Source organism: Actinoallomurus sp. NPDC052308, assembly GCF_040679195.1.
Classification (GTDB): Bacteria; Actinomycetota; Actinomycetes; order Streptosporangiales; family Streptosporangiaceae; genus Actinoallomurus; species Actinoallomurus liliacearum.
Window position 1 is genome coordinate 496535 of sequence record NZ_JBFAUM010000002.1, and the last position, 22487, is coordinate 519021.

Genomic DNA, 22487 nt, shown 5'->3' on the forward strand with positions numbered 1-22487 from the left:
GTGGCGGGAAGGGGAAGAGAACGGTGAATCGATTGATAACGATTGAGGCGCGAGCCCTTATGAGAAAGGCGGCGACACGGGATCCTGGGGCCGTGACAGGCCCTCCGAAGAGCCGGAGCACAGCCGAACGAGTAGCCGCACAATTGACGACCTGGCCGGGGCTGGCCACGGGTCGTCCGTCATGCGGCGCCGGCCGCGGATTCGCGTTCCGCGGCACCCAGATTCTTCATCTGCACACCGGGGATGAGGCCGATCTACGCCTCACCCGGTCGTTCATCGACCGGGTGGACCAGGTGCTGGCCGAGTCCGGGCAGATCGTCGTCCGGCCCGGCGACGACTGGGTGACCGTGCGGCTGGACACCGACACCGCGGGGTCCCTGCTCATCAGCCTGATGAGTCTGGCCATCCAGGCCGTGGAGGACCGGACGACACCGGCCCGCCCGTGCACCTGGGAGCGAACCCGACGCGGCGAGCGGAGTGGGCGGTCGAGGGCCGAGACCACCCGCGAAGCGAGTGCGGAGGATGAGCGACCCGTGGGTGCGGAGCCGACCCGGCGCGGCGAGCGGCTCGCCGGCACCGAGCGGGCCCGGCGCGACGAGGAGAGTGAGCGGCCGGACGGCGCCCCTTGGCGCGCCCCCGGCGCGACGGAGGCCGCCCGCGAAGAGGGTCACGAGAGCCGGCGTCCCGACGATTCCGACCAGGACCGTCGGGGCGAGGGGACCTTAGCGGCCGGGGCGTCGGCGCGTTCCCTGCCCCGGCCACTGCGGCGGGTGCGGCCGCTCCGTCAGCGGTAGACCAACTCGAACATGCGCTCCCAGCGGTCGACGACCACCTGCGCGGAGAACCGCTGCACCGACCGCCGACCCGCCTCCCCCAGTTTGGTGCGGAGCCCCGGGTCGTTCATGAGGCGTTCGATCGCCTCGGCGAACTCGATGACGTTTCCCGGCGTGACGAGGATGCCGTCGACCTCGTGGGTGATCAGCTCACGGATGCCGGGCGCGCTGTCGAAGGCGACGATGGGCAGGCCGTACGCCATCGCCTCGAGGATGCCCATGGGGAAGCCCTCGCTGCGCGACGGCAGGGCGTAGATCGACGCGTTCGTGAGCGCGCCCTGGACGTCGTTGGTCATGCCGGCCAGGTCGACGGTGATGCCGAGTTCGCCGGCCTGGCGGCGCAAGGTCTCGTCCATCGGCCCGGCCCCGTAGACCCGCAGCTGCCAGGACGGGTTCTTGTCCGCGACCCGTGCCCACGACTCCAGCAGCATGTCGTGGCCCTTCTCGTACGAGAGCCGGCCGAGCGCCACGACGACGGGGACGGTCAGGTCCGGGAAGGCCGTGGGCGTGACGTGCAGGGGGTTCGGCATGACGTCGATGTTCGACATGCCCTTCCTCGCCCACGCGTCGGCGTCCTCGGTGGTGAGCACGAGCAGCCGGTCGGCCTGGGAGAAATAGCGCTGCACCCGCGGGAATCGCGAGGACTCCTGCGTGGCGGCGTACGACTCGTGACTCATCCCGATTACCGGCATCCCCGCGGTGTCCGCGAGGCAGACCCACTCCATCGCCCACACCTGGGCGGCGATGATGATGCCGCCGGGGCGGGCCGTGCGGAACAGCGCGCTGAGCTTCTCGGCGCCCTTGCGCTGCACGGAACGGCGGCGGAGCTCGCCGAGCCGGCTCTTCGACCGCGCCGGGGGGTGGGTGTCGTGCAGCACGGTGACGGGGAAGTCATCGGCGTAGTCGTACCTCTCCTTGGCGTGGGTCACCCCGACCAGGTGCACGTTGTGGCCGCGCTCGGCGAACAGGTGCGCGATGTGGTGGACCCAGCGCGTCAGGCCGCCGAGCTCGTCGACGCTGTTGCTGACGATGAAGACGTCTCTCACCTGAAGAACCTCTCAACGATCTGCTTCGCCGCGGTGCCCCGGTCGTACTCGCCGAAGTTCTCCGCGAAGCGCTTCCGCTGCTTGGCGTAGCGCGTGCCGACGCCGTCGAGGTCGGCGAGCGCCGCGAACAGCTCCTCCTCGTCGCGGACCACCGGGCCCGGCGCCTCCTCGGCGAGGTCGAAGTACGAGCCGCGGGAGCGGACGTAGTCTTCTAGGTCGGGAGTGAGGAAGAACATCGGGCGATCGAGCAGCGCGTAGTCGAACATCACCGACGAATAGTCGGTGATGAGCGCGTCGGTGATCTGGAGCAGCGAGGTGACGTCGTGGACGTCGGCCACGCTGCGGACGGTGCCGCGCAGGCTGGGCGGCAGGACGACCGTGCTGAGGTAGTGCGGACGGACCAGCAGCACGTGCGTCTCGCCGAGTTCCTTCGCGAAGCGCTCGACGTCGAAGGGCAGTTCGAAGCGCTTCTCCGGCTTGCCGTTCGGGCCGTTGCGGAAGGTCGGCGCGTACAGCACGACCTTGCGGTCGTCGGTGAGCTTGAGCTTCTTGCGCAGCGCCTCGCCCGATCCGCCGTTCACGAGGGCGTCGTTGCGCGGGTAGCCGCTGCGGATCAGCTCGGCCCGTACGCCCAGGCCCTTCACGAGGGTCTGCGCGTCGTGCTCGGAGCGGATGACGAAGTAGTCGAACCGGTCGACCATCTGCTGGTGGCGGGCCCGGTGCGCCTGGGTGGCGCGCTTGGTCTCCGGGGAGTCGGCGCCCATGAGCTTGTACGCCGATCCGTGCCACGTCTGGATGTACGTGGTCTGCGGCCGTTTGGTGATGACGCGCGGGAAGCCCTGGTTGTCGATCCAGTACTGGGCCCGTGCCAGCGCCCGGTAGTACGCCCACGAGTTGCGGCGGACGAGCTTGGCGTCCTTGGGGAAGCCGCTCGGGCTGCCGGCGTACGACCAGATCGCCGTGAACTTGGCGCCGGACCGGCGCAGCTCCTCGTAGATGTACTTCGGGTTGTCGGAGTACTGCTTGCCGAGGTGGCTCTCGAAGACGATGGTCCGGCGCCGGATCGGCAGCCGGGTGAACACCTTCGAGTAGACGTTGGCCTTCGTCTTGGAACTCTGGAAGGAGTCCCGCATGCTCTTCTCCGCCCGGAGGAGCGCCTGCATCCAGCGCCGGCCGTAGGGCGTCCTGGCGAGCGCGCCGATGACGGCGATGGTCCACCGCGCGGCCCAGCGCCGGGCCACGATCCGGAGGGCGAGTTCCCCGGACTCCGGGACGTACGCCTGCAGGTGATCGCCGGCCATCCGGGTGAGCCGGGGGCGGACCGGCACCTCCAGGTGGTTGTGCACGGCCTCGTCCGCGGTGAGCCGGATGACGAGCTGGTCGTCGCCGACGTGCAGCCGCAGCCGCAGGCTCCAGGTCTGGTCGACGAAGCCGAGCGGCCGCAGGTGCCGGATCGGCTCGGTGGCGGCGCGCCACCGGATGCGGCCACCGGCGTGCTCGACCTTGGCCGGGATGCCGAAGACCCGCCGGGACCGGCGCCGGTCGCGGAACTCCAGCTCCGCGCGGAGCTTGGTGCCCGCGTCGATGCGGCCCAGCGGGTTGACGACCTCGCCCGCGACGTCGAGCTCGCCCCCCTTCAGGGTCATCTCGGTGACCCGTCCGGCGAGCGTCAGGCTCTTCAGCGGCATCGAGTGGAAGCCGAGGTCGGTGACGTCGAGGATGGAGCGGGCCCACTCGTCGTCGAGGTAGTCGGAGGACCAGTAGACCCGGCCGTCGCGCTCGACCAGCTCCGTCGCGAGCCGCGCCTTGCCGCCCTTCTTCGGCACGTACTCGATCGCCGCGACCGCGCCCTCGTAGTCGCCGTTGGCGACCATGAAGCCGATGATCGCCTTGATCTGCTGCGCCTCCTCGAAGGCGCGCGGGTCCAGCTCGTTCAGGTAGCCGCCGGCGAGTTCGAGGAACTTGGCGCGGTACTCCGGGTCGCGGCTGCGCAGCGTCCGTACGTAGAGCGGCAGGTCGTAGTTGAGGAACTTGACGTCCCGGCTCAGCTTGAGGTCGGCGGCGCCGTACCGGTCGTACACCTCACCGATGCGCCGGAAGATCTCCAGCCGGTCGGCGAAGTTGCGCAGGCGGGCGCGCTGGTTCGTGACGGACGGGCGGTCGGAGTTCTCGAAGACCATCCAGTTGTAGACCCGGTGCGGGATCACCGCGATCATCCGTGCCGCGAGGTAGATCTCGGTGCAGAACAGCAGGTCCTCGTAGAACAGGCCGGAGGGGAAACGAAGCTGCTCGCGGTCGAGGAAGTCCCGGCGGTAGAGCTTGTTGGTGCAGAGCGTGTCGTACATCAGGTCCGGGCACTCGCGGACCGAGGAGTACACCGCCCGTTCGCGGTACAGCCGCCGGAACCAAGGGTGCTCCTCCTTCCTCTCGGGGAAGACCCGCCAGCAGCAGCCGGACACGAGCTCGGCACCGGTCTCCTCCGCCGTCGCGACGAGGTTCCGGCAGGCGTGCCGGTCCAGGGTGTCGTCGCTGTCGAGGAACATGAGGTACGTGCTGCGCGCCGCCTCGATGCCGTCGTTGCGCGGCTGTCCCCCGGCGCCGGAGTTCTCCGTACGGTGGATCGCCCGCACGCGACCGGGATTCTCCGCGGCGAGCGCGTCGGCCACCTCGCGGGTGCCGTCGGTGCTCGCGTCATTGACGATGATCACTTCGACGCTGCGGTGGGACTGGTCGAGCGCGGAGCGGACCGCGTCTGGCAGGCGATCGGCGTCGTTGTAGACGATCACGATCACACTGACGTCTGTCATGCTGCAGAACCCCTCGACTTACCTGCGAAACGGACACTTCCCTGCATCACCCGACGACCGACTTGGGAGGGTCCTTAGGATCTGATGTGTGACGCGGGAACGCATCCTGGTGGTGGAGGACGATGCCATCATCGGATCCGAATTGTTGAAGGCACTGTCCGCCAGTGGATACGAAGCGGGTCTGGCGACGACCGGAGCGGCGGCGTTGACAGACGTACGCGCGCATCCACCGGATCTTATCTTGCTGGATCTTGGGCTGCCGGACATGGAGGGAGTCGAGCTGTGCCGGCGGCTCCGCGCGGAGCTCCCCCTGACCGTGGTCGTCGTGCTGACCGCGCGGACCGAGGAGTTCGAGGTGGTCGTCGCGCTGGACGCGGGCGCCGACGATTACCTGACCAAGCCCTTCCGGCTGACCGAGCTGGTCGCGCGGATCCGCGCCCATCTGCGCCGGCGCGCGGCCGAGCCGGGCGACCGGGTGATCGGCGTCGGCCGGCTCCGGCTGGACCTGCCCGCGCGGCGGGTGCACGTCGACGGCACCGAGGTGGTGCTGCGGCCGAAGGAGTTCGACCTGCTGGCCGCGCTGGTGACGCGCGCCGGGGAGGTCGTGACCCGGGAGCAGCTGATGGACGAGGTCTGGGACGAGAACTGGTTCGGCCCGACGAAGACGCTCGACGTGCACGTCTCGACGCTGCGCCGCAAGCTGGGACCGTACGGGCAGATCACCACGCTGCGCGGGCGCGGCTACCGGTACGAGCGCGAGGCGGTCGCCGAGCACTGAGTCCCTCGGCGCCGCGCCGGTCGTCACGGCCGCGTCGATCGTCACGAACGTGAGGCGGTCACGGAGACGTGAGTCGATCGGCGCGGCGTCGATCGGTGCGAGCGCGGCGCGGTGGCGGAGGTGTGAGTGTGTCTGCATGGTGTCAATCGGCGCCACGGTAGTCGCTCGTAGGCAAAAGCAAGCTGAAAACCGGAGGGGCGGGCCGCCGCAGGACCAGGCGGCCCCCTTCGGCCTCGGCGAGCGAGCGCGCGAGGGCGAGGCCGATCCCGTGCCCGTCGGCGGGGCCGCGGAAGACGTCGTCCCCGTCGGGGATGCCGGGGCCCTCGTCGCCCACCTCGATGGCCAGGCCCTGGCCGACGTCGACCGCGGACACGGTGATGGGCGCCTTGCCGTGGGTCACCGCGTTGTCGACCAGGACGTTGACGATCTGACGTACGGCCGACAGTGAGGCGCGCACCTCGGGCAGGCCCGGCTCGATCTTCACGGTGACGTCCGTGCGGGCGCGGAGCTCCGCGAGCAGCGCGGGGACGTTCAGCACTCCGCGGTCGGCCGGGCTGCCGCGCGACAGGCGTACGAGATCGTCGATGATCTCCTGGAGATGCTCGCCGCGTTCGATCGCGGTGCGGATGACCGCCCGCGGGTCCTCCCCCGTCAGCCCCGACTCCAGGCCCAGGAGCAGTCCGGTCAGCGGCGTGCGCAGTTGGTGGGACACGTGGGCGCTGAACGCGCGCTCCCGTTCGAGCAGGTCGCCGAGGCGCCGGGCGGTCGCCTCGAGGGCGCGGCTCGCGGCGTCCGCCTCACGGACGCCGACGGAGCGCGCCCGGATGCTGAAGTCACCGCTGCCGAGCGCCTGGGCGTCCCGCGTCAGGCCTTCGAGCGGCGCGGCCAGCCGGCCCGCCTGACGTCGCGCCACCACGGTGGCGAGCCCGACGACGAGGATGGCGAGCGCGACCATGAGCAGCCAGGCGCGTTCGACCCGTCCGCTGATGTGCTTGTACGGGGTCGCGACCCGGACGACCGCGACGATGTTCTCGTCGGAGGGCACCGGCGCGGACACGGCCAGCAGGCCCTTCTCGACCGCCTCGTGGACCCGGCCGTCTCCGGCGGCCCCCGCGACCGGTGAGTTGCGCGGGCCGTGCCCGGTGACCCGGTCGCCGTCGAGATCGTAGATGCCCACGGTGAGGTGGTGGGACATGCCGGTGGGCAGCGTCACCGGCTTCGGGCGCCGCGCGATCGTGTCGGGCACCGCCGCCGAGATCCGGGTCGCGTCGCGCTCGAGTGACTTGATCGCCTCGTCCCGATACAACCGCTGGAGCGCGATGCCCAGCGGGATCGCGAACAGCACGACCGCGAGGGCGGCCACGCCGACGATCGCCACGAGCACGCGCCGGCGCAGCGGGGGGATACGGGTCATCAGCACATTCTGCATCGTGAACCGCGATGGCCCGGCCGGTCCGTACGTCGCCCGGTGCGCCGGAGCCGATTCAGCCGCAGACGTTCTTGAGGGAGACCGAACCGTTCGAGGCCGCCGCCGTCGTCCCGGCCGTCGGCGAGGTCTTCCTCTTCGTCCTGTGCTTCCTGACGGTGGCGGTCGGGCTGGGCGTGGGTTTCGGGTGCGTGCTGGCGGTGATGGCCTTGGCGGTCAGGCGGCGCATGAGCGGCACGTTCGGGTCGTCGGTACCGAAGCCCTGGATCTTTTCCGGGTTGAAGGCGAGGCTCGTGATGTCGGCCCCGCTCTTGACGGTGCCGGACAGCTTGACCAGGGGCGGCAGCAGCGCCGCGGGCAGGTTCGTGAAGATGGTCTTCGTCGCGGCCTTGGCGAGCTTCTCGAAGTGCGTGACGACCTTCTGCGGATCGGCCTGGTCGGCGATGTCCTTCATCAGGCACTTCTGCCGGTCCATCCGGTGGAAGTCGTCGTCGGCGTCGCGCGACCGGCCGTACCAGAGGGCCTTCTCGCCGTCCAGGTGCTGGGTGCCGGCCTTGAGCCAGCCGGTGGGCTGCTTGGTGTAGTGGCCGTTCGCGATCTCGCCGCCGATCGGCAGTGCCTTCTCGACGTGGACCGTCACGCCGCCCATGGCGTTCACGATGTCCTTGAACCCGCCCAGGTTGACCAGGATGTAGTAGTTGATCTTAAGGCCGATGAGGTTCCCGATGACCTCTTCCAGCAGGTGCGGCCCCCGCTGGCCCGCTTTGAGCCCGGGGACCAGGCTGGGGTTCTTCTCAGCGCTCAGGTAGACCGAGTTGAGCATTCCGTCGTACCCGAGCTGCGCGTTCACGTTCCGATAGCCGTTCGGCCAGATGGAGCGCAGCCGGGCCGGCATCTGGAAGAACCGGAGGTTCCGCGGCAGGCTGATGAGCACCGTGTTGCCGGTGTGGGTGTCGATGCTGGCGACCGTCATGCTGTCGGTACGGATGCCGGTGCGGTCCTTACCGCCGTCACCGCCGAGCAGCAGGACGTTGAGCCGGGGGATGTTCTTCCACGGGTCGGAGGCGTTGATCTTCTGGCCGGAGTGGTCGTCGCCGGGGAAGATCTTCGACAGGGTGTCCCGCAGCACATAGGTGGTGTTCGCCGCGTACACGAACGGCGTGCAGATGATCAACGACAGCACCACGACCAGCGTCATGGACGCCGCCCGCATCGCCGTCGGCAACCCGACCGGCCGCACCACCTGATACGACCGGATCACCACCGCCGCCCACACCAGCGCCAAAGCCAGCAAAGCGGCGGTGATCACGTTCAACCACGTGCCCTGGACGGCGATCTGCTTCAGCTTCTCCTGGAACGCCAGCCCGAGCGTCGCCGCGCCGCCCACCAGCAGGACGAACAGGCCCATGAGAGCGAACCCGGCGGCGCGGCGGCCGGCCGCCACGTGCGCCACCCCCCATACGACCGCGGAGGCGAGGGTCAGCCCCAACGCCCGCCACAGACCGGCGACCGGTACGGGCCGGTGCCCTCTCGCCTGACCCCGTGCCATAAGTCCTCTGACCCTCCGATCACGGACGCCGCTCCGCGGGCGTCCGTCCAGGTCCCGCACACGAGGCGGCGAGACTCGGTGTCGAATGCAGCTTCGGTCACACGCCGGCCCAGGACCGGTGGCGAACGCCCCGGCTCAGCCGCAGGCGTTCTTCAGCGAGACCGCGCCGTTGGATCCGGTGGGCGAGGCCGTCGCACTGGGTGTGACGCGCGAAGTCTTCCGTTTGTTCGTCTTTGCGGTGGTGCTGGTGGTCGGCGTGGGTTTGGTCTGCTGGGGGTTGTCGCTCGCCGCGATGGCCTTGGCCGCGGCGTTCCGCATGACCAGGGTGCTCGGCTGGTAGACGTGGAAGCCGGGGATCTTGTCGGGGTTGTAGGCGAGGCTGTGGATGTCGGCGCCGTTCTTCACGGTGCCGGACAGCTTCACGAGCGCCGGCAGCAGCGCCGACGGGATGTTCGTGTAGATCGTGTTGGTCGCGGCCTTGGCCAGTTTCTCGAAGTGCGTGACGACCTTCTGCGGGTCGGCCTGCTCGGCGATGTCCTTCATCAGGCACTTCTGCCGGTCCATCCGGTGGAAGTCGTCGTCGGCGTGCCGGCTGCGGCCGTACCACAGCGCCTTCTCGCCGTTCAGGTGGTGCGTGCCCGGCAGGAGGTAGCCGGACGGCGGGATGCCCCGCTCCGGCTCGCCGCCGATGGGCAGCTTCTTCTCGATGTGGACCGTTACACCGCCCATGGCGTCCACGATGTCCTTGAACCCGTTCAGGTTCACCAGCACGTAGTAGTGGATCTTGATGCCGAGGAGGTACCCGATGACCTCTTCGAGCAGGTGCGGGCTGCGCTGGGCCGCCTTCTTGTACTTCGGCAGCAGGTCGGAGTGCCGCTGCGCCTCGATGTAGACCTCGTTGAGCAGCCCCTGGTCTCCCGGGTCTCCGGTGTAGCCCTGCGGCCACCGCGACCGCAGCCGCGGCGGCACCTGGAAGTGCTGCAGGTTCCGGGGCAGGCTGAACAGGACCGTGTCGCCGGTCTTGGTGTTGATGCTGGCGACCGTCATGCTGTCGGTACGGATGCCGGTACGGTCCTTGCCGCCGTCACCGCCCAGCAGCAGGACGTTGACCCGCGGCATGTCCTTCCACGGGTTGGCCGCGTTCACCTTCTGGCCGGAGTTGTCGTCACCGGGGAAGATCTTCGACAGCGTGTCCCGCAGCACATAGGTGGTGTTCGCCGCGTACACGAACGGCGTGCAGATCAACAGCGACATCACCACGACCAGCGTCGTCGACGCCATTCGCATCGCCGTCGGCAATCCCACCGGCCGCACCACCTGATACGACCGGATCACCACCGACACCCACACCAGCGCCAAAGCCAGCAAAGCGGCGATGATGACGTTCAACCACGTGCCCTGTACGGCGATCTGCTTCAACTTCTCCTGGAACGCCAGCCCTGTGGTGGCGGTTCCCACGATCAGCAGTGCGAGGCTTCCCATCAGGGTGAACCCGGCGGCGCGGCGACCGGCCGCCACGTGAGCCACTCCCCACACGACCGCGGAGGCGAGGGTCAGCCCCAACGCCCGCCACAGACCGGCGACGGGTACCGCCTCACGCCTCCCAACCTGCCGTGCCATGAAGTCTCCTGATCCTCTGCTCGCGAGCGAAGCTCGCTCCGGGCGCGCATCCCCATCAGGGACGTGCGGCCGCGCCGACCGGTTTGCAAAGTGATTGACTGGATGCAGTCAGTAACCATTGGCATTGACTGGTGGATCGTACCCGACCTGTGACCCAACCAGGACCGATAGCACGGTAAGGCACGCTGGCCCCACTTATCGCCGCATTCATGAAAAGCTCATGAAGTGCCGAGTGAATGGCGTATATCCGGTAGGGACTAGCCGCCGCAGGCGGCCGTCAGCGAGACCGCCTTGTCCTTCGTGTGGGGCGTGGGCGACGCACTGCCGGACGCGTCATCCCCGGCACTCGGGGAGGCCGAGTCACCCGGAGACGCCGCCGCGCTCGCCCCGGCCGAGGCCTCCACGGACCCCGACGGCCCCGGGCTGCTCAGCCCGGCCGGCGACGCCGCGGGCGCCGGAGTGGCCGACGGCTGCGCGGACGTGCTCGCGCCGCCGGACGCCTCGGGTGAGGGGGTGGCGGTCGCCGAACGCTCCTCGCTGGCCGCGAGCGCGGCGGCCGCCGCACGCCGCATGACCTGCAGGTCGGGCCGGTAGACGTGGAACTGCGGCGGAACGAACATCAGACTGCTGATCTGCGCGCCGTGCTTCATCGTCTCGGAGAGCGTGATGAGAGCGGGCAGCAGTTCGGCCGGGATGTTGGTGGAGATCGTCTTCTTCGCGGCGGCCGCGAGCTGCTGGAACCGGGTCAGCACCCGCTGCGGGTCGGCCTGCTCGGCGATCGCCTTCATCAGGCACTTCTGCCGCCCCATCCGGGTGAAGTCGTCGCTCGCCGTCCGCGACCGCCCGTACCAGAGCGCCTCTTTGCCGCTGAGGTCCCGGTCGCCGGCCTTGAGCACCCCGGTGGGCGCGCTGCCGTCCTCCGGGCCGCCGAACGGGATGTCGTGGGCGATGTGCACCTTCACCCCGCCCATCGCGTCGACGATGTCGGCGAAGCCGAACAGGTTGACGAGGACGTAGTAGTCGATGGGCTGGTCGATGAGGTACGAGATCTCCTCGCGGACCAACTCGGGCCCGCGCCGGCCCTTGCCGAAGCCGGGCACGAGCGAGGGATCGTCCTCGGCGTCCTGGAACAGCTCGTTCAGCAGGCCCTGGTCGCCCGGGGCGCCCACCCCGGTGAACCCGTCCGGCCAGCGGGACCGCAGGCGGGGCAGAACCGGGAAGTGCTGCAGGTTCCGGGGCAGGCTGAACAGCACCGTGTCCCCGGTCTTCGTGTCGATGCTGGCGACCGTCATGCTGTCCGTACGGATGCCGATGCGGTCACCGGCCCCGTCCCCGCCGAGCAGGAGGACGGTGACCCGCGGCTTGTCCTTCCACGGGTCCTCCACGTTGACCGTCTGCGGCCGCGCCTGGTCGCCGTGGAAGATCGTGCCGATCGTGTCCCGCAGGGTGTAGGTGCTGCGCGCGGCCCAGACGAGCGGCGAGCACACCCCGACGGCGAGCACCAGGACCATCGCACCCGCGAGGGCCCGCGCGGTCCGGGCCATCCCGGTGGGGCGGACCACCTGGTAGGAGCGGACGACGATGCCGGCCCACAGGAGCGCGAGCGCCAGGATGCCGCCGGTGATCCCGGCGAGCCAGTCCCGCTGCACCGCGATGTTCTTGAGGTCGTGCTGGTACCGCAGGGCGACGAACACCCCGCCGCCGACCAGGATGGCGAACAGGCCCATCAGGAGGATCCCGGCGACACGGCGTCCGGCCCAGAGGTGCGCGATGCCCCAGACCACCGCGGAGGCGACCGTCAGCCCGAGTGCGTGCACGAGCCCGCGCCAGGACCCGCCGCCCTCCACGTCCGCGTTTTCGGCATCGGCATCGGCATCGGCATCGGCGGGAGTTTCCTTGCCGGACGCGTCCTCGGCCTCGGCGTCCACCGCGTCGGGTTCGGCGTCGGCGCCGCCCGAGTCGGTGGCATCCGCGTCGGACGGGGCGTCGTCCGTACTGGACGAGGTGCCGTCGGCGGTGTCGGCCGTGCCGGACGTGGACGCGGTGTCATCAGGTCGGGCCGCGTCGGCCGCAGTGGCGTCCGCGTCGGACGGGGCGGCGACGTCCGTACGGTCACCGGCTGCCGCCTCGGCGCCCGTCGGGGTCGCGCGTTTGGGCGCCGCCGCGGCCTGGACGACGGAGATGCCGTCCTCGGCCAGTGCGCCGCGCCTGCCGCCTACTCCGGCCGCAGAACCCTTTTCTCCCGCACGCCCTCCGGCGTCGCCCTCGCCGTCCTGGGCCGGGGCGTCGCCCCCCGTTTCACCGGCGGCGGCGTCCTCGCTGCCGTCGGAGACGCCGTCCACCGCGCCTTGTCCCATATGCACTCCTGTGTCCCAGCCGCCAGCCTAGATCATCCGCCGGGCGAGACCCACGAGGCACTCACCCGGCCCGCCGTACGACCGGTGGAACACGGACGGTCGCACGACCGCGGTGCGAACGATCACCTTTCCGGCAACGAACGACACCGCCAAAGAATCCCTTAATGCCCGAAATGGACCGAATTAAGCCATTGTGGCCACATATCGAGTTTCTCCGGGCTTGTAGATCACCGGCGAGAGCCCAAGGATCTCAGCGCCGGACCCACCCGGCGAGCGTCACCGGACGGCGGCGGGTCCGTGTCCCGCCAAGGCTTCGTCCGCACTTCCTCCAGGAAGACCACGGGCCGTCAATTCCGCTTCCAGAGAGTGGCGCCCCGGACGTTTCAGGGTGGTGGTCAGCGCCTGGATCGGCGCGTCGAAGACCAGCTTGCCGAGGTCCAATCCGCTGTGGATGCGCTCGATCATCAGCAGGCGGTACGACGTGACGACGGCCCAGACCGCGGGCGGCACCGCGACGACGAGCAGCCCCATGCTTCCCGAGGTCACCGGCCGTCAACCGCCCTCGCGTGCTCTCGACGAGGCTCGAACGTCCGTGACGACGCCGGCCCCCGGCGATCACCGGGAACCGGCGGGCCGCCTCAGGAGTTCCACGCCCTGGCGAACTCCGCCAGGTTGATGCGTCCGTCCCCGTCGTCGTCGGCGTGGCCGAAGATCGAGTTGATCTCATCGCCGCTGACGGCCTCGTGGCGGCGGGTCATGGCGAGCTTGAACTCCATCGCCGTGATGTACCCGTCGCCGTCGTAGTCGATCTCCTTGAAGGTCCGCACGACCTCGTCGTCCACCAGTGCCTCCTGTCGGCCCGTACGTCTCCGGCAGCGGTCACCGTACGGCCCGGACCCGGCGCCGCGCGACACCGTTGTCCGAACCGGCACGGCCGGGCGGCCGACCCCTGCCGGCGATCGCGAGGGCCGACACCGGCTCGCCGAGCCCGACGCCGAGCGGCTCGACGGCTACCCCCGGAAGACATTTTGCCTGCTCAGGGCACTGTTGAGTCTGCTTCGTTAGATAGTATCCGTTTTCCACCGTTGTACGTAACTTTGTCACGATCTTGGGACGATGTGGCGGGACGGAGATACCGATGTCCTTGACCGAGGCCCTACGGACGGGTGCTCCGCGGGCGTTCGGCGCGCTCTATGACGAGTACGGCGAAGCGCTCTATGCCTACTGCTATGTCATGGTCGGCGTCGAAGCGGGCGACGCGCTGCACGACGTCTTCGTCGCCGTCGCCGGCGATCCGGGCGCCGTTCCGGAGGACGACGCCCGGCTTCCGGTGTGGCTGCACTCGCTCGCCCGAGCCCAGTGTGTACGGCGCGGCGCCCTTCTTCGCGGCGTCGCGACGACCACGTCGACCGACCCGCTGCGGCGCGCGCTGGCCCTCCTGAGTCCCGGAGACCGCGAGGTCCTGGCCCTGACGAACGCTCTCGACCCGGAGCAGACCGCCCAGGTCCTCGGCGTGACGCGGAACGCCGCCGAGACGCTCGCGTGGGACGCGCAGCAGCATCTGGAAGAGGCCGCCGCCTCCGTACGGGGTGAGGAGACGCGGAACTCGGCCATGCTCGCCCCGCTGAGCGGGGAGGCGCTGCACCGGCTGGTGACACTCGGATACGAGCCTCCCGCAGGGCAACGCGACCGGATACTGGCCTCGTGCGCCGCGGCCGCGCCCGCGACGCCGGCGACGGGATTCGACGCCGGCGCGGCACCCCCGCTCGACGGCTCCCCCACGTCGGCCGATGACGCCACTCGGCAGATCCCGGCCATCTCCCCGGATCAGGCGGCCACCGCGCCGTTGGGCCAGGTCGGCGGAACCTCCGCGGACGCGCGACCGGATCAGCCCGTACCCGGTGACTCCGAGCCCGGCCCTTCCGAGGCTGAACCGGCCGGTTCGGAATCGGCGGCCTGGGCGGCCCTCGACGCCGCGTGGGCCGAAGACGCGAACGCGACCACCGGGGGACAGCCGCCCGCCCGCGGTACGCACGCCAAGCCGAAGAGGTCATCGGGCGGCGGCCGGCTCCTCCCGGTCGTGGCCCTGGTGGCCTGCGTCGCCGCGGCGACAGGCACGGCCTTCGCGCTGACCGGCTCACACGGCACGCACGACACCGGCGCGGCCGTCCACCAGAGCGCGCGGCCGAGCCCTTCGACCCAGCCGCCTTCCTCGGGGGATCCGACGGCCCCCTCACCGAAGGCGGTCACGTCTCACCCGAGCAAGTCGCCGACGCCGACCCGGACCGGCACCGCGCCCACGACCGCGACACCTCGGCGGACCACCACCCCGGCAGGCGGCTCGAAGTCGTCGACCCCGACGTCGTCCACCAAGGCGCCGCCGACGACCGAACCGACCTCGTCGTCCGCATCGACTCCGACCGCGAAGCCGACTCCGTCCGCCGAGCCGAGCTCGCCCGCTCAACCGACCCCGACCTCCGAACCGACTCCCTCCGCCGAGCCGACCCCGACGGCCAAGCCGACCAAGACGGCCAAGCCCAGCAAGACCACCAAGCCCAGCAAGACGGCCCGTTCGACCCACACCCCACGGCCGTCCCGCACCGCCAGATCCACCCACAGACCGAAACCGACCCACACCGCAAAGCCGTCCCACACCGCCAGGCCGACCAGGCCGGCCACGTCCCCGGACCGGCCGACGAGCCGGCCAAGGCCGCATCGCACCACTACGTCAAATGACGGGTCCACCGGCGGTCGTGGGAGCGTCGGCCGCCGAGGGTCCGCTCAGGCCTGCGACGGAACGTCCGGGCGAGCGTCTCGTTGTGCTCAGCCCTACCCTTGGCGCGTTGAACACCCGCAGCGTCCAGGCTTCCCTCAGCGCTCCGACGATTCCAGCTGGGGTTCTGCTCAGGACGGTCAGGATGGTCAGGACGGTCGAAGTTTCCCCCAGCGCTCTAACGGCTTCGATTCCGGTTTCGGTCAGGGCGGTCAGGGCCGTCCCCAGCGCCCTGACAGCCCTCAGTTCGCTCAGCGTCCCCGGTGGTGAGACCGGCGCGCCGCGGAGCCTCCCATCGACCGGTCACGCGGCGGAGTGGGGAGCGTTGCGGATACGGCGGAACCCCGACCGCACCGACCTGGCCCCGGTCTGCCCGCTGGCCGACATCGACCTGTTGATCACCGGCGACGGCGCCGACGAGGCGGCCCTGAGCCGTCTGCGCGACAGAGGCCTGTCCAGCGAAGTCGCGCAACTCAGCGACCGCCCCTGACCACGGCCGCCTGGCGACCGGTGTTCGCGGGCTTGGCGGCAGTCGTTGCGTCCCGGTAGCGGCCCTGAATCCGGCCGATTTCCCCGAGCCCCTACGATGGCGACGGCTCCTACCCGGGGTTGGAGCCTGCTAACCGAGTCTCATCGAGGCTAGGGCCATTCAACAGAACGGAACAGCATGGAGATCGGCGCACGGGGAGAAGTCAGCCTGAAGCCGGCGTCCGGCACCGTTCAGCCTAAGAAGCTGCTCTTGCGCGCGCTCGCGGGAGAGCGTACGGAACGGCCACCGATATGGCTGATGCGGCAGGCCGGGCGGTACCTGCCCGAGTACCACCGGGTCCGTGAGGCCGCCGGGGGCATGGTGGGGCTCTGCAATTCGCCCGAGCACGCCGTCGAGGTCACCCTGCAGCCGATCCGGCGCTTCCCGCTCGACGCCGCCATCGTCTTCGCGGACCTTCCGCAGGTCGCCGCCGCGCTGGGCCAGACCCTGGACTACCGCGTAGGCGAGGGCCCGGTGCTGACGCCTCCTGTCCGCTCAAAAGCGGACATAGCGGAGTTCCTCGGCGTTTCCCGCCTCCATGAGGAACTGGCCCCGATCTACGAGACGGTACGGCGGCTCACCCGCGCCCTTCCCCCTGAAGTCGCCCTGATCGGCTATGCCGGCGCGCCGTGGACCATCGCCACTTACATGGTCGAGGGACGCGGCGGCGCCGCGTCAGAGCACTCCGTCGTCAAGCAGTGGGCCTTGAGCGACCCCGACGGATTCCAGCCACTGATCGACCTGCTGACGACCGCCGTCATCCAGTTCCTGGACCGCCAGATCGACGCGGGCGCGGAAGCAGTCCAGTTGTTCGACACTTGGGCCGGGATACTCCCGGATGCCCTCTTCGAACGGTGGTGCGTCAAGCCGGTCGCCACCATCACCGCAGCGCTGAAAGAGAAGCACCCGGACATTCCGGTCATCGCCTTTCCCCGGGGCGCCGGGCTCTCCTACGACGGCTTCGCCGAGGCCACCGGAGCAGACTGCATCGGCCTGGACGCCACGGTTCCCCTCGCCTGGGCCGCACAGAGGCTGCAGCGCGGCCTGGGGCGCTGCGTGCAGGGCAACCTCGATCCCCAGCTCCTCGTCGCCGGCGGCCCTGCGCTGGCCGCCGAGACGGACCGCATCCTGCGCGCCCTGAGCGGGGGCCCGTTCGTGTTCAACTTGGGACACGGCATCACCAAGACCACGCCCCCAGATCATGTCACCGCCCTGGTCGAGCAGGTCCGGGCCTGGACGACCCCAGCCACCCTTGGGTGAACCGGCTCTCAATCCGGTCCCAGAAACCGCAGCGCGCCCGCGGCGGGCGTGCGCAGCAGCGCACAGCCCGGCGGGCCTCCGCTGATTCGCTCATGGCGGCCGGCGCGAGCCGCTGAGGGCGTTGCCGTACTTAGCTGCCGTACGAGATCGAAAAAGGCCGGTTCCGTGATCGGGACCGGCCTTTGACCATTGGGGGTCCGGGGGTGTCCCCCGGAGAAAACGACGAAGGACCAGCGGGAAGGGAGCAAAGCTCTCGACCACACTGGTCCCAGGTCCGAAGTGGAGCTGAGGGGATTTGAACCCCTGACCCCCTCGATGCGAACGAGGTGCGCTACCGGACTGCGCTACAGCCCCAAGGACGCTGTAAGGCTAGCAAACATTCGGCACTCCTCGCGCATCGGTTGCCCGGTGTTCCGGATCACAGCAGGTCGGTGCCGGTGCCCAGCGCGCCCGGCGGGATGCCCGGCCGTGCAGGGTGGGCCTGCGCGGCCGCGTTGATCCCTGGCACCTGCTGCCGATAGAGAGCAGTGAACGCCAGTGATCAGCGCCTGCCGCCGCCCCGCGGGGTCGCGCGGCGGCGTCGGTCGGGTCAGTCGCCGACGGCGCGCTGGTCGGTGTACTGGTCGTACACCTCTTGCTGCGGGCGGTCGGGCATGGCGATGATCTCGGCGGACCGCTGGGCCTCGCGGGCGAGGCGTGCCTCCTTCTCCGCGCGGGCGCGGCGGTCGGCCTCGAGGGCGCGGAGGTGGGCGATACGTCGGGCGCGGCGGCGTTCGGCGTCCATCTTGACGGCGCTGCGCAGCAGCGTGAGGTGGCCGACGAGCAGCACGGACGGCGGCAGCGTGAACCACCACGGCGTGACGCCGGCGACGACGGTGGCGACCGCCGTCAGCACGAGGAGGATGAGACCGACGGTGCGGCGCCGGCGGCGGGCGATGACGGCGGCGCGGCTCGGCCGCCGGCCGACGGCGGAGCGGGTCGCCCGGGCCGGGACGACGTCGTCCTCGGGCAGCGTCTCGTCGAGGCTCTCAGCGGCCTCGGAGGGCGTCTCGACCAGTGTGTCGGCGTCCTCGTCCAGACGCCGGTTCCGAGTGCGGGAGCCGTCGCGACGAAGCCACATGGGGACCAGGACGACGCCCCAGACGGCTACGATCGCAAGGTAGAGGAGTGCGCTGCTCATCAGCCCTCCTCGTAGGCGCGTCGAGGCCGCAGGCTGACCTCGCAGACGCGCTCGCTCACGTCCCGCACGCTAAGACCCACCGTCAGTGGTTGACGAGCATTAGGGGCGGTGTGTCGCGAGATCGGATCCTTCCTGAAACTTTGCTGACCAAAAGTTTCCAGGCACCATGATCACGGCGTACGGCGCCCGCCACCCTCGGTATCCGGAGTATGGCTCCGCAAACATCACATTCCCGTATCGTCTGCACCACCGTCCGGCTGCGGTGATCATCCCGTGTCCGCGGGAAACCCTGGGTCGCCGGGGGGCGGCATCCCGGTGAACGCCTCAGCCGCCGTTCCCCTCGGACTCAGTGCGGGAAGGCCTGGCGGGTGCTGGCGCGCCAGCGGGACAGCAGGCCGCCGGGAACGTCCTCGGTCGTCAGGGCGTAGCAGATGTGATCGCGCCAGGCGCCGTCGATGTGCAGGTGCCGCCGGCGGACGCCCTCCTCACGGAAGCCGAGCTTGTCGACGACGCGGCGGCTCGCGGTGTTCTCCGGGCGGATGTTCGCCTCGACGCGGTGCAGGCCGACGTTGAAGAAGGCGTGGTCGACGGCCAGGGCGACGGCGGTCGGCATGACGCCGCGACCGGCGACGGCCTTGTCGACCCAGTAGCCGATCTGCGCCGACCGGGCGGAGCCCCAGACGATGGCGCCGATGGTGAGCTGCCCGGCGAACTCCCCGTCGTACGTCACGACCCAAGGCAGGGCCAGGCCGTGCCGGGCCTCGCGGCGCATCGTCTGCACCATGCTGAGGTAGGGGCCGAGACCACTGCGGAAGAGCGGCGTCTCGGGATTGGTCGGCTCCCAGGGACGCAGCCATTCGGCGTTGCGAATCCGCACCTCCCGCCAGATCGGCGCGTCACGTAGCCGCAAGGGCCGAAGCCCGACCGGCCCCTCGTTCAGGTTGGCCGGCCAACCCCGCATGCTTGCCACACTCCCATGATTCCCCTGTGGCGGGTCCTACGCCATCCTCGTCAGGGTGTGCGCGGGTGATCGCCGCCGCCGATCTGGTCGACGGCGTGTCGCAGCACCTCGCCGAGCACGGCCATCCCGTCGCGTACTCCGCCCGTCGAGCCGGGCAGGTTGACGATGAGGGTACGTCCGGCGACGCCCGCCAAGCCGCGGGACAGGATCGCGGCCGGGACCTTCTGCCGGCCGGTGAGCCGGATGGCCTCGGCGATGCCGGGGATCTCGCGTTCGATGACGCGCCTGGTCATCTCCGGGGTCCGGTCGGTCGGGGTGAGCCCGGTGCCGCCGCTGGTGACGACGGCGTCGTAGCCCTGGGCGACGGCGTCGCGCAGGACCTCCTCCACCGGTTCGCCGTCGGGGACGACGACCGGGCCGTCGACCTGGCAGCCGAGGTCGCGCAGGAGGCCGGCGAGGACCGGCCCGGAGGTGTCCTCGTAGACGCCGGCGTGGGCGCGGTTCGACACGGTGACCGCCATGGCCCTGATCGCCGTCACGGCCGCCGCCAGACGCCGGTCTTGCCGCCGGTCTTCTCCTCGACGCGCACGTCCGTGATGACGGCGGCCGGGTCGACCGCCTTGACCATGTCGATGAGGGCGAGGCCGGCGACGGACACGCAGGTCAGCGCCTCCATCTCCACACCCGTACGGTCCGCGGTGCGCACCTGCGCGACGATGGCCACGCCGTCGTCGCGGACGGTCAGGTCGACGGTGACGCCGTGGATGGCGATGGGGTGGCACAGCGGGACGAGGTCGGGAGTGCGCTTGGCCGCCTGGATTCCGGCGATGCGGGCGACGGCGAGCGCGTCGCCCTTCGGGACGTTCCCGGCGCGCAGGGCGGCGACGCACTCCGCGGACAGGCGCACGAAGCCGGTGGCGGTGGCCGTACGGGCGGAGACCTCCTTGGCGGAGACGTCCACCATCCGGGCCGCCCCGGACTCGTCGAGGTGCGAGAACCCGGTCATGCGGCCTCCTTCGTCGGAGAAGTGACCAAAGGTGCTGTGCTCATGACTCGCTCGCTCCGCTCGCTCATACAGCCTCCTTCGTCGGAGAAGTGACCAAAGGTGCTGTGCTCATGACTCGCTCGCTCCGCTCGCTCATACGGCCTCCTTCGCCGGAGAAGCGACCAAACGCGCTGTGCTCATGACTCGCTCGCTCCGCTCGCTCATGGCAGCTCCAGCACGTCGACGGTGTCGCCTGGCTGGAGTTCGGTGACGTCCTCGGGCAGGACGATCAGTGCGTTCGAGGACGCGAGCGCGAACACCTGGTGGGAGCCCTGCGCCTCCGCCGGGACCACCTGGTGGTCCCCATCGTCGTCTGTCGAGAGCTCCGCGCGCAGGTAGTGCCGCAGGCCCTCCGGCGAGGTGATCGGCACGGCGAGGCGGGCTCGTACGGTGCGCGGCGGCGCGGGCGGCAGCCCCTGCAGCGCGCGCAGCGCCGGGCGGACGAACACCTGGAAGGAGACGTACGCGCTGACCGGGTTGCCGGGCAGCGTGAAGACGGGGACGCGGTCGTCGAGCAGGCCGAAGCCCTGCGGCTTGCCGGGCCGCATCGCGACCTTCTCGAACCGCATCGTGCCCAGCCCCGACAGGACCTCCTTCACGACGTCGCGGGCGCCCATGCTCACTCCGCCCGACGTGATGATCAGGTCGGCGTCCGCGAGCTGCTCCTCGATCGTGGTGAGGACCTCGCGCGGGTCGTCGCCGACCGTGCCCTTCCGGAAGCCGACGCCGCCCGCCTCGGTGACGGCGGCGGTCAGCGCGAAGCTGTTGGAGTCCCAGATCTGGCCGGGACCGACCGGGCGGCCGGGCTCGACCAGTTCGCTGCCGGTGGACAGCACGGCGACGCGGGGCCGGGGGCGTACGAGGACGCGGGCCCGGCCGACCGCGGCGAGCATGCCGATCTGGGCCGCGCCGAGCCGGATGCCGGCCGGCAGGACGGTCTGCCCGGCGGTGACGTCCTCCCCCGCGCGCCGGATGTAGTGGCCGGGCGTGGCGGCCCGCCGGATCGTCACCCTGGCGGTGCCGCCGTCGGTCCACTCGACCGGGACGATGGCGTCCGCGCCGCCGGGCAGCGGCGCGCCGGTCATGATGCGGGCGCACAGCCCCGGGGCGATGCCGTACGCGCCCTGGTCGCCGGCGGCGATGTCGCCGACGACCGACAGGTTTACGGGTGATGTCTCGGACGCGGCCGCGACGTCCGCGGCCAGCACCGCGTATCCGTCCATGGCGGAGTTGTCGAACGGCGGCAGGTCGACGGGCGCGGTGACGGGCTCGGCGAGGACGCCGCCGGATGCCTCCGACAGGGCCAGCTCCAGGGGCGGAAGCTCCCGTACCGACCCCAGGATGTCCGCCAGATGCTCATCTACCCGCTTCATCGTGCTTCGCCACGAACTCTCGGAGCCACGGCAGGAACTCGTCGGCCAGTTCGGGCCGGTCGGCCGCGAACTGCACGACCGTGCGCAGATAGTCCAGCTTGTTGCCGGTGTCGTAGCGGCGGCCGCGGAACAGCACGCCGTGCACCGGGCCGCCCTCCGAGCGGTCCCGCTTGGCCAGCGTGAGCAGCGCGTCGGTGAGCTGGATCTCGCCGCCCCGGCCCGGCGGGGTCTTCTCCAGGACGTCGAACACGGCGGGGTCGCAGACGTACCGGCCGATGATGATCCACCGGCTCGGGGCCTCCCCCGGCACCGGCTTCTCGACGAGGTCGGTGACGCGGACGACGTCGTCCTCGTCGGTCGGCTCGATCGCGGCGCAGCCGTACAGCGACACCTGCTCGGGCTCGACCTCCATCAGCGCCACGACGCTGCCGCCGTGGGTCTGGCGGACCTCGAGCATGCGCTGCAGAAGCAGGTCGCGCTCGTCGATCAGGTCGTCGCCGAGCAGTACGGCGAACGGCTCGTTGCCGACGTGGCGGCGGGCGCAGTGGACGGCGTGCCCGAGGCCCTTCGGCTCGCCCTGGCGCACGTAGTGGACGTCGGCGAGCTCGGCGGACTCCCGGACCGACCCGAGCCGCTCGGGGTCCTCCTTGGCGCGCAGTGCCTCCTCCAGCTCGTACGCGCGGTCGAAGTGGTCCTCGATCGGCCGCTTCCCCCGCCCGGTGATCAGCAGGATGTCGTCGAGCCCGGCCGCGACGGCCTCCTCGACGACGTACTGGATCGCCGGCTTGTCGACGATGGGGAGCATTTCCTTGGGGGTCGCCTTGGTCGCGGGCAGGAAGCGCGTGCCAAGGCCGGCAGCGGGAACGACCGCCTTGGTGACGGGTACGTGGTCGGCCATGACAAGACCCTAACCGTCGATCGTGGCTGTTCCGCGAACGGTCCCCCCTTGC

The 22487-nt window shown here is 70.4% G+C and carries 19 protein-coding genes and 1 tRNA gene; 5 read left to right on the forward strand and 15 right to left on the reverse strand.

The features are described from left to right. Positions 1-59 precede the first annotated feature (59 nt). Positions 60-794: a luciferase family protein gene (locus AB0L00_RS08330; protein ID WP_364430140.1), complete on the forward strand. Its 735-nt coding sequence runs from the start codon at positions 60-62 to the stop codon at positions 792-794. Here the strand turns inward: AB0L00_RS08330 and AB0L00_RS08335 are convergent. Further along, complete coding sequence (locus tag AB0L00_RS08335) at positions 785-1879, reverse strand: glycosyltransferase (RefSeq protein WP_364430143.1); 1095 nt, start codon at positions 1877-1879, stop codon at positions 785-787. The genes AB0L00_RS08330 and AB0L00_RS08335 overlap by 10 nt on opposite strands. Next, entirely contained in the window at positions 1876-4686 is a 2811-nt protein-coding gene (locus AB0L00_RS08340; protein WP_364430145.1) for a bifunctional glycosyltransferase family 2 protein/CDP-glycerol:glycerophosphate glycerophosphotransferase, read from the reverse strand. Before AB0L00_RS08340 ends, AB0L00_RS08335 begins: the two co-directional genes overlap by 4 nt. A gap of 88 nt (positions 4687-4774) precedes the next feature. Between AB0L00_RS08340 and AB0L00_RS08345 the strand changes: the two genes are divergently transcribed. Next, entirely contained in the window at positions 4775-5464 is a 690-nt protein-coding gene (locus tag AB0L00_RS08345; RefSeq protein WP_345354659.1) for a response regulator transcription factor, read from the forward strand. Between the two features lie 142 nt (positions 5465-5606). On the opposite strand, the gene AB0L00_RS08350 is transcribed toward AB0L00_RS08345, so the two are convergent. The 6 genes from AB0L00_RS08350 to AB0L00_RS08375 form a co-directional block, all read right to left on the reverse strand. Then, entirely contained in the window at positions 5607-6878 is a 1272-nt protein-coding gene (locus tag AB0L00_RS08350) for a HAMP domain-containing sensor histidine kinase (protein WP_364430148.1), read from the reverse strand. Between the two features lie 70 nt (positions 6879-6948). Next, complete coding sequence (locus tag AB0L00_RS08355) at positions 6949-8439, reverse strand: LCP family protein (protein WP_364430150.1); 1491 nt, start codon at positions 8437-8439, stop codon at positions 6949-6951. A gap of 135 nt (positions 8440-8574) precedes the next feature. Beyond that, positions 8575-10059, reverse strand: a complete 1485-nt coding sequence (locus AB0L00_RS08360; RefSeq protein ID WP_364430152.1) for an LCP family protein — start codon at positions 10057-10059, stop codon at positions 8575-8577. Between the two features lie 257 nt (positions 10060-10316). Beyond that, entirely contained in the window at positions 10317-12416 is a 2100-nt protein-coding gene (locus AB0L00_RS08365; protein ID WP_364430155.1) for an LCP family protein, read from the reverse strand. A 276-nt stretch (positions 12417-12692) separates the two neighbouring features. Next, positions 12693-12947: a hypothetical protein gene (locus AB0L00_RS08370; RefSeq protein ID WP_364430157.1), complete on the reverse strand. Its 255-nt coding sequence runs from the start codon at positions 12945-12947 to the stop codon at positions 12693-12695. Positions 12948-13054: 107 nt separating this feature from the next. Further along, entirely contained in the window at positions 13055-13258 is a 204-nt protein-coding gene (locus AB0L00_RS08375; RefSeq protein WP_364430160.1) for an EF-hand domain-containing protein, read from the reverse strand. Positions 13259-13554: 296 nt separating this feature from the next. On the opposite strand from AB0L00_RS08375, the gene AB0L00_RS08380 reads away from it, so the two are divergent. The 3 genes from AB0L00_RS08380 (at position 13555) to hemE (ending at position 16978) form a co-directional block, all read left to right on the forward strand. Continuing rightward, positions 13555-15459 carry a hypothetical protein gene (locus AB0L00_RS08380; RefSeq protein WP_364430163.1) on the forward strand — a complete coding sequence of 635 codons (1905 nt, stop codon included), beginning with the start codon at positions 13555-13557 and terminating at the stop codon, positions 15457-15459. A gap of 55 nt (positions 15460-15514) precedes the next feature. Then, a complete protein-coding gene (locus tag AB0L00_RS08385) occupies positions 15515-15679 on the forward strand; it encodes a hypothetical protein (RefSeq protein ID WP_364430165.1) in 165 nt (54 codons plus the stop codon). 177 nt (positions 15680-15856) lie between these two features. Then, positions 15857-16978 (forward strand): uroporphyrinogen decarboxylase, encoded by a 1122-nt coding sequence (hemE, locus tag AB0L00_RS08390; RefSeq protein ID WP_364430168.1) that lies wholly within the window; start codon positions 15857-15859, stop codon positions 16976-16978. A gap of 280 nt (positions 16979-17258) precedes the next feature. Here the strand turns inward: hemE and AB0L00_RS08395 are convergent. The 7 genes from AB0L00_RS08395 to galU all read right to left on the reverse strand — a co-directional run bounded on the left by AB0L00_RS08395 (position 17259) and on the right by galU (position 22435). After that, positions 17259-17332, reverse strand: a tRNA-Ala gene (locus AB0L00_RS08395). Between the two features lie 235 nt (positions 17333-17567). Beyond that, positions 17568-18158, reverse strand: a complete 591-nt coding sequence (locus tag AB0L00_RS08400) for a hypothetical protein (RefSeq protein WP_364430170.1) — start codon at positions 18156-18158, stop codon at positions 17568-17570. Between the two features lie 346 nt (positions 18159-18504). After that, a complete protein-coding gene (locus AB0L00_RS08405; RefSeq protein ID WP_364430172.1) occupies positions 18505-19119 on the reverse strand; it encodes a GNAT family protein in 615 nt (204 codons plus the stop codon). 50 nt (positions 19120-19169) lie between these two features. Then, positions 19170-19640, reverse strand: a complete 471-nt coding sequence (locus tag AB0L00_RS08410; protein ID WP_364397925.1) for a MogA/MoaB family molybdenum cofactor biosynthesis protein — start codon at positions 19638-19640, stop codon at positions 19170-19172. A gap of 14 nt (positions 19641-19654) precedes the next feature. Continuing rightward, positions 19655-20125 (reverse strand): cyclic pyranopterin monophosphate synthase MoaC, encoded by a 471-nt coding sequence (gene moaC / locus AB0L00_RS08415; protein ID WP_364397901.1) that lies wholly within the window; start codon positions 20123-20125, stop codon positions 19655-19657. Positions 20126-20325: 200 nt separating this feature from the next. After that, a complete protein-coding gene (gene glp / locus AB0L00_RS08420) occupies positions 20326-21537 on the reverse strand; it encodes a gephyrin-like molybdotransferase Glp (RefSeq protein WP_364430174.1) in 1212 nt (403 codons plus the stop codon). Next, on the reverse strand, positions 21521-22435 hold the full coding sequence (galU, locus tag AB0L00_RS08425; protein WP_364430176.1) for a UTP--glucose-1-phosphate uridylyltransferase GalU: 915 nt from the start codon (positions 22433-22435) through the stop codon (positions 21521-21523). Before galU ends, glp begins: the two co-directional genes overlap by 17 nt. Positions 22436-22487: the final 52 nt, after the last annotated feature.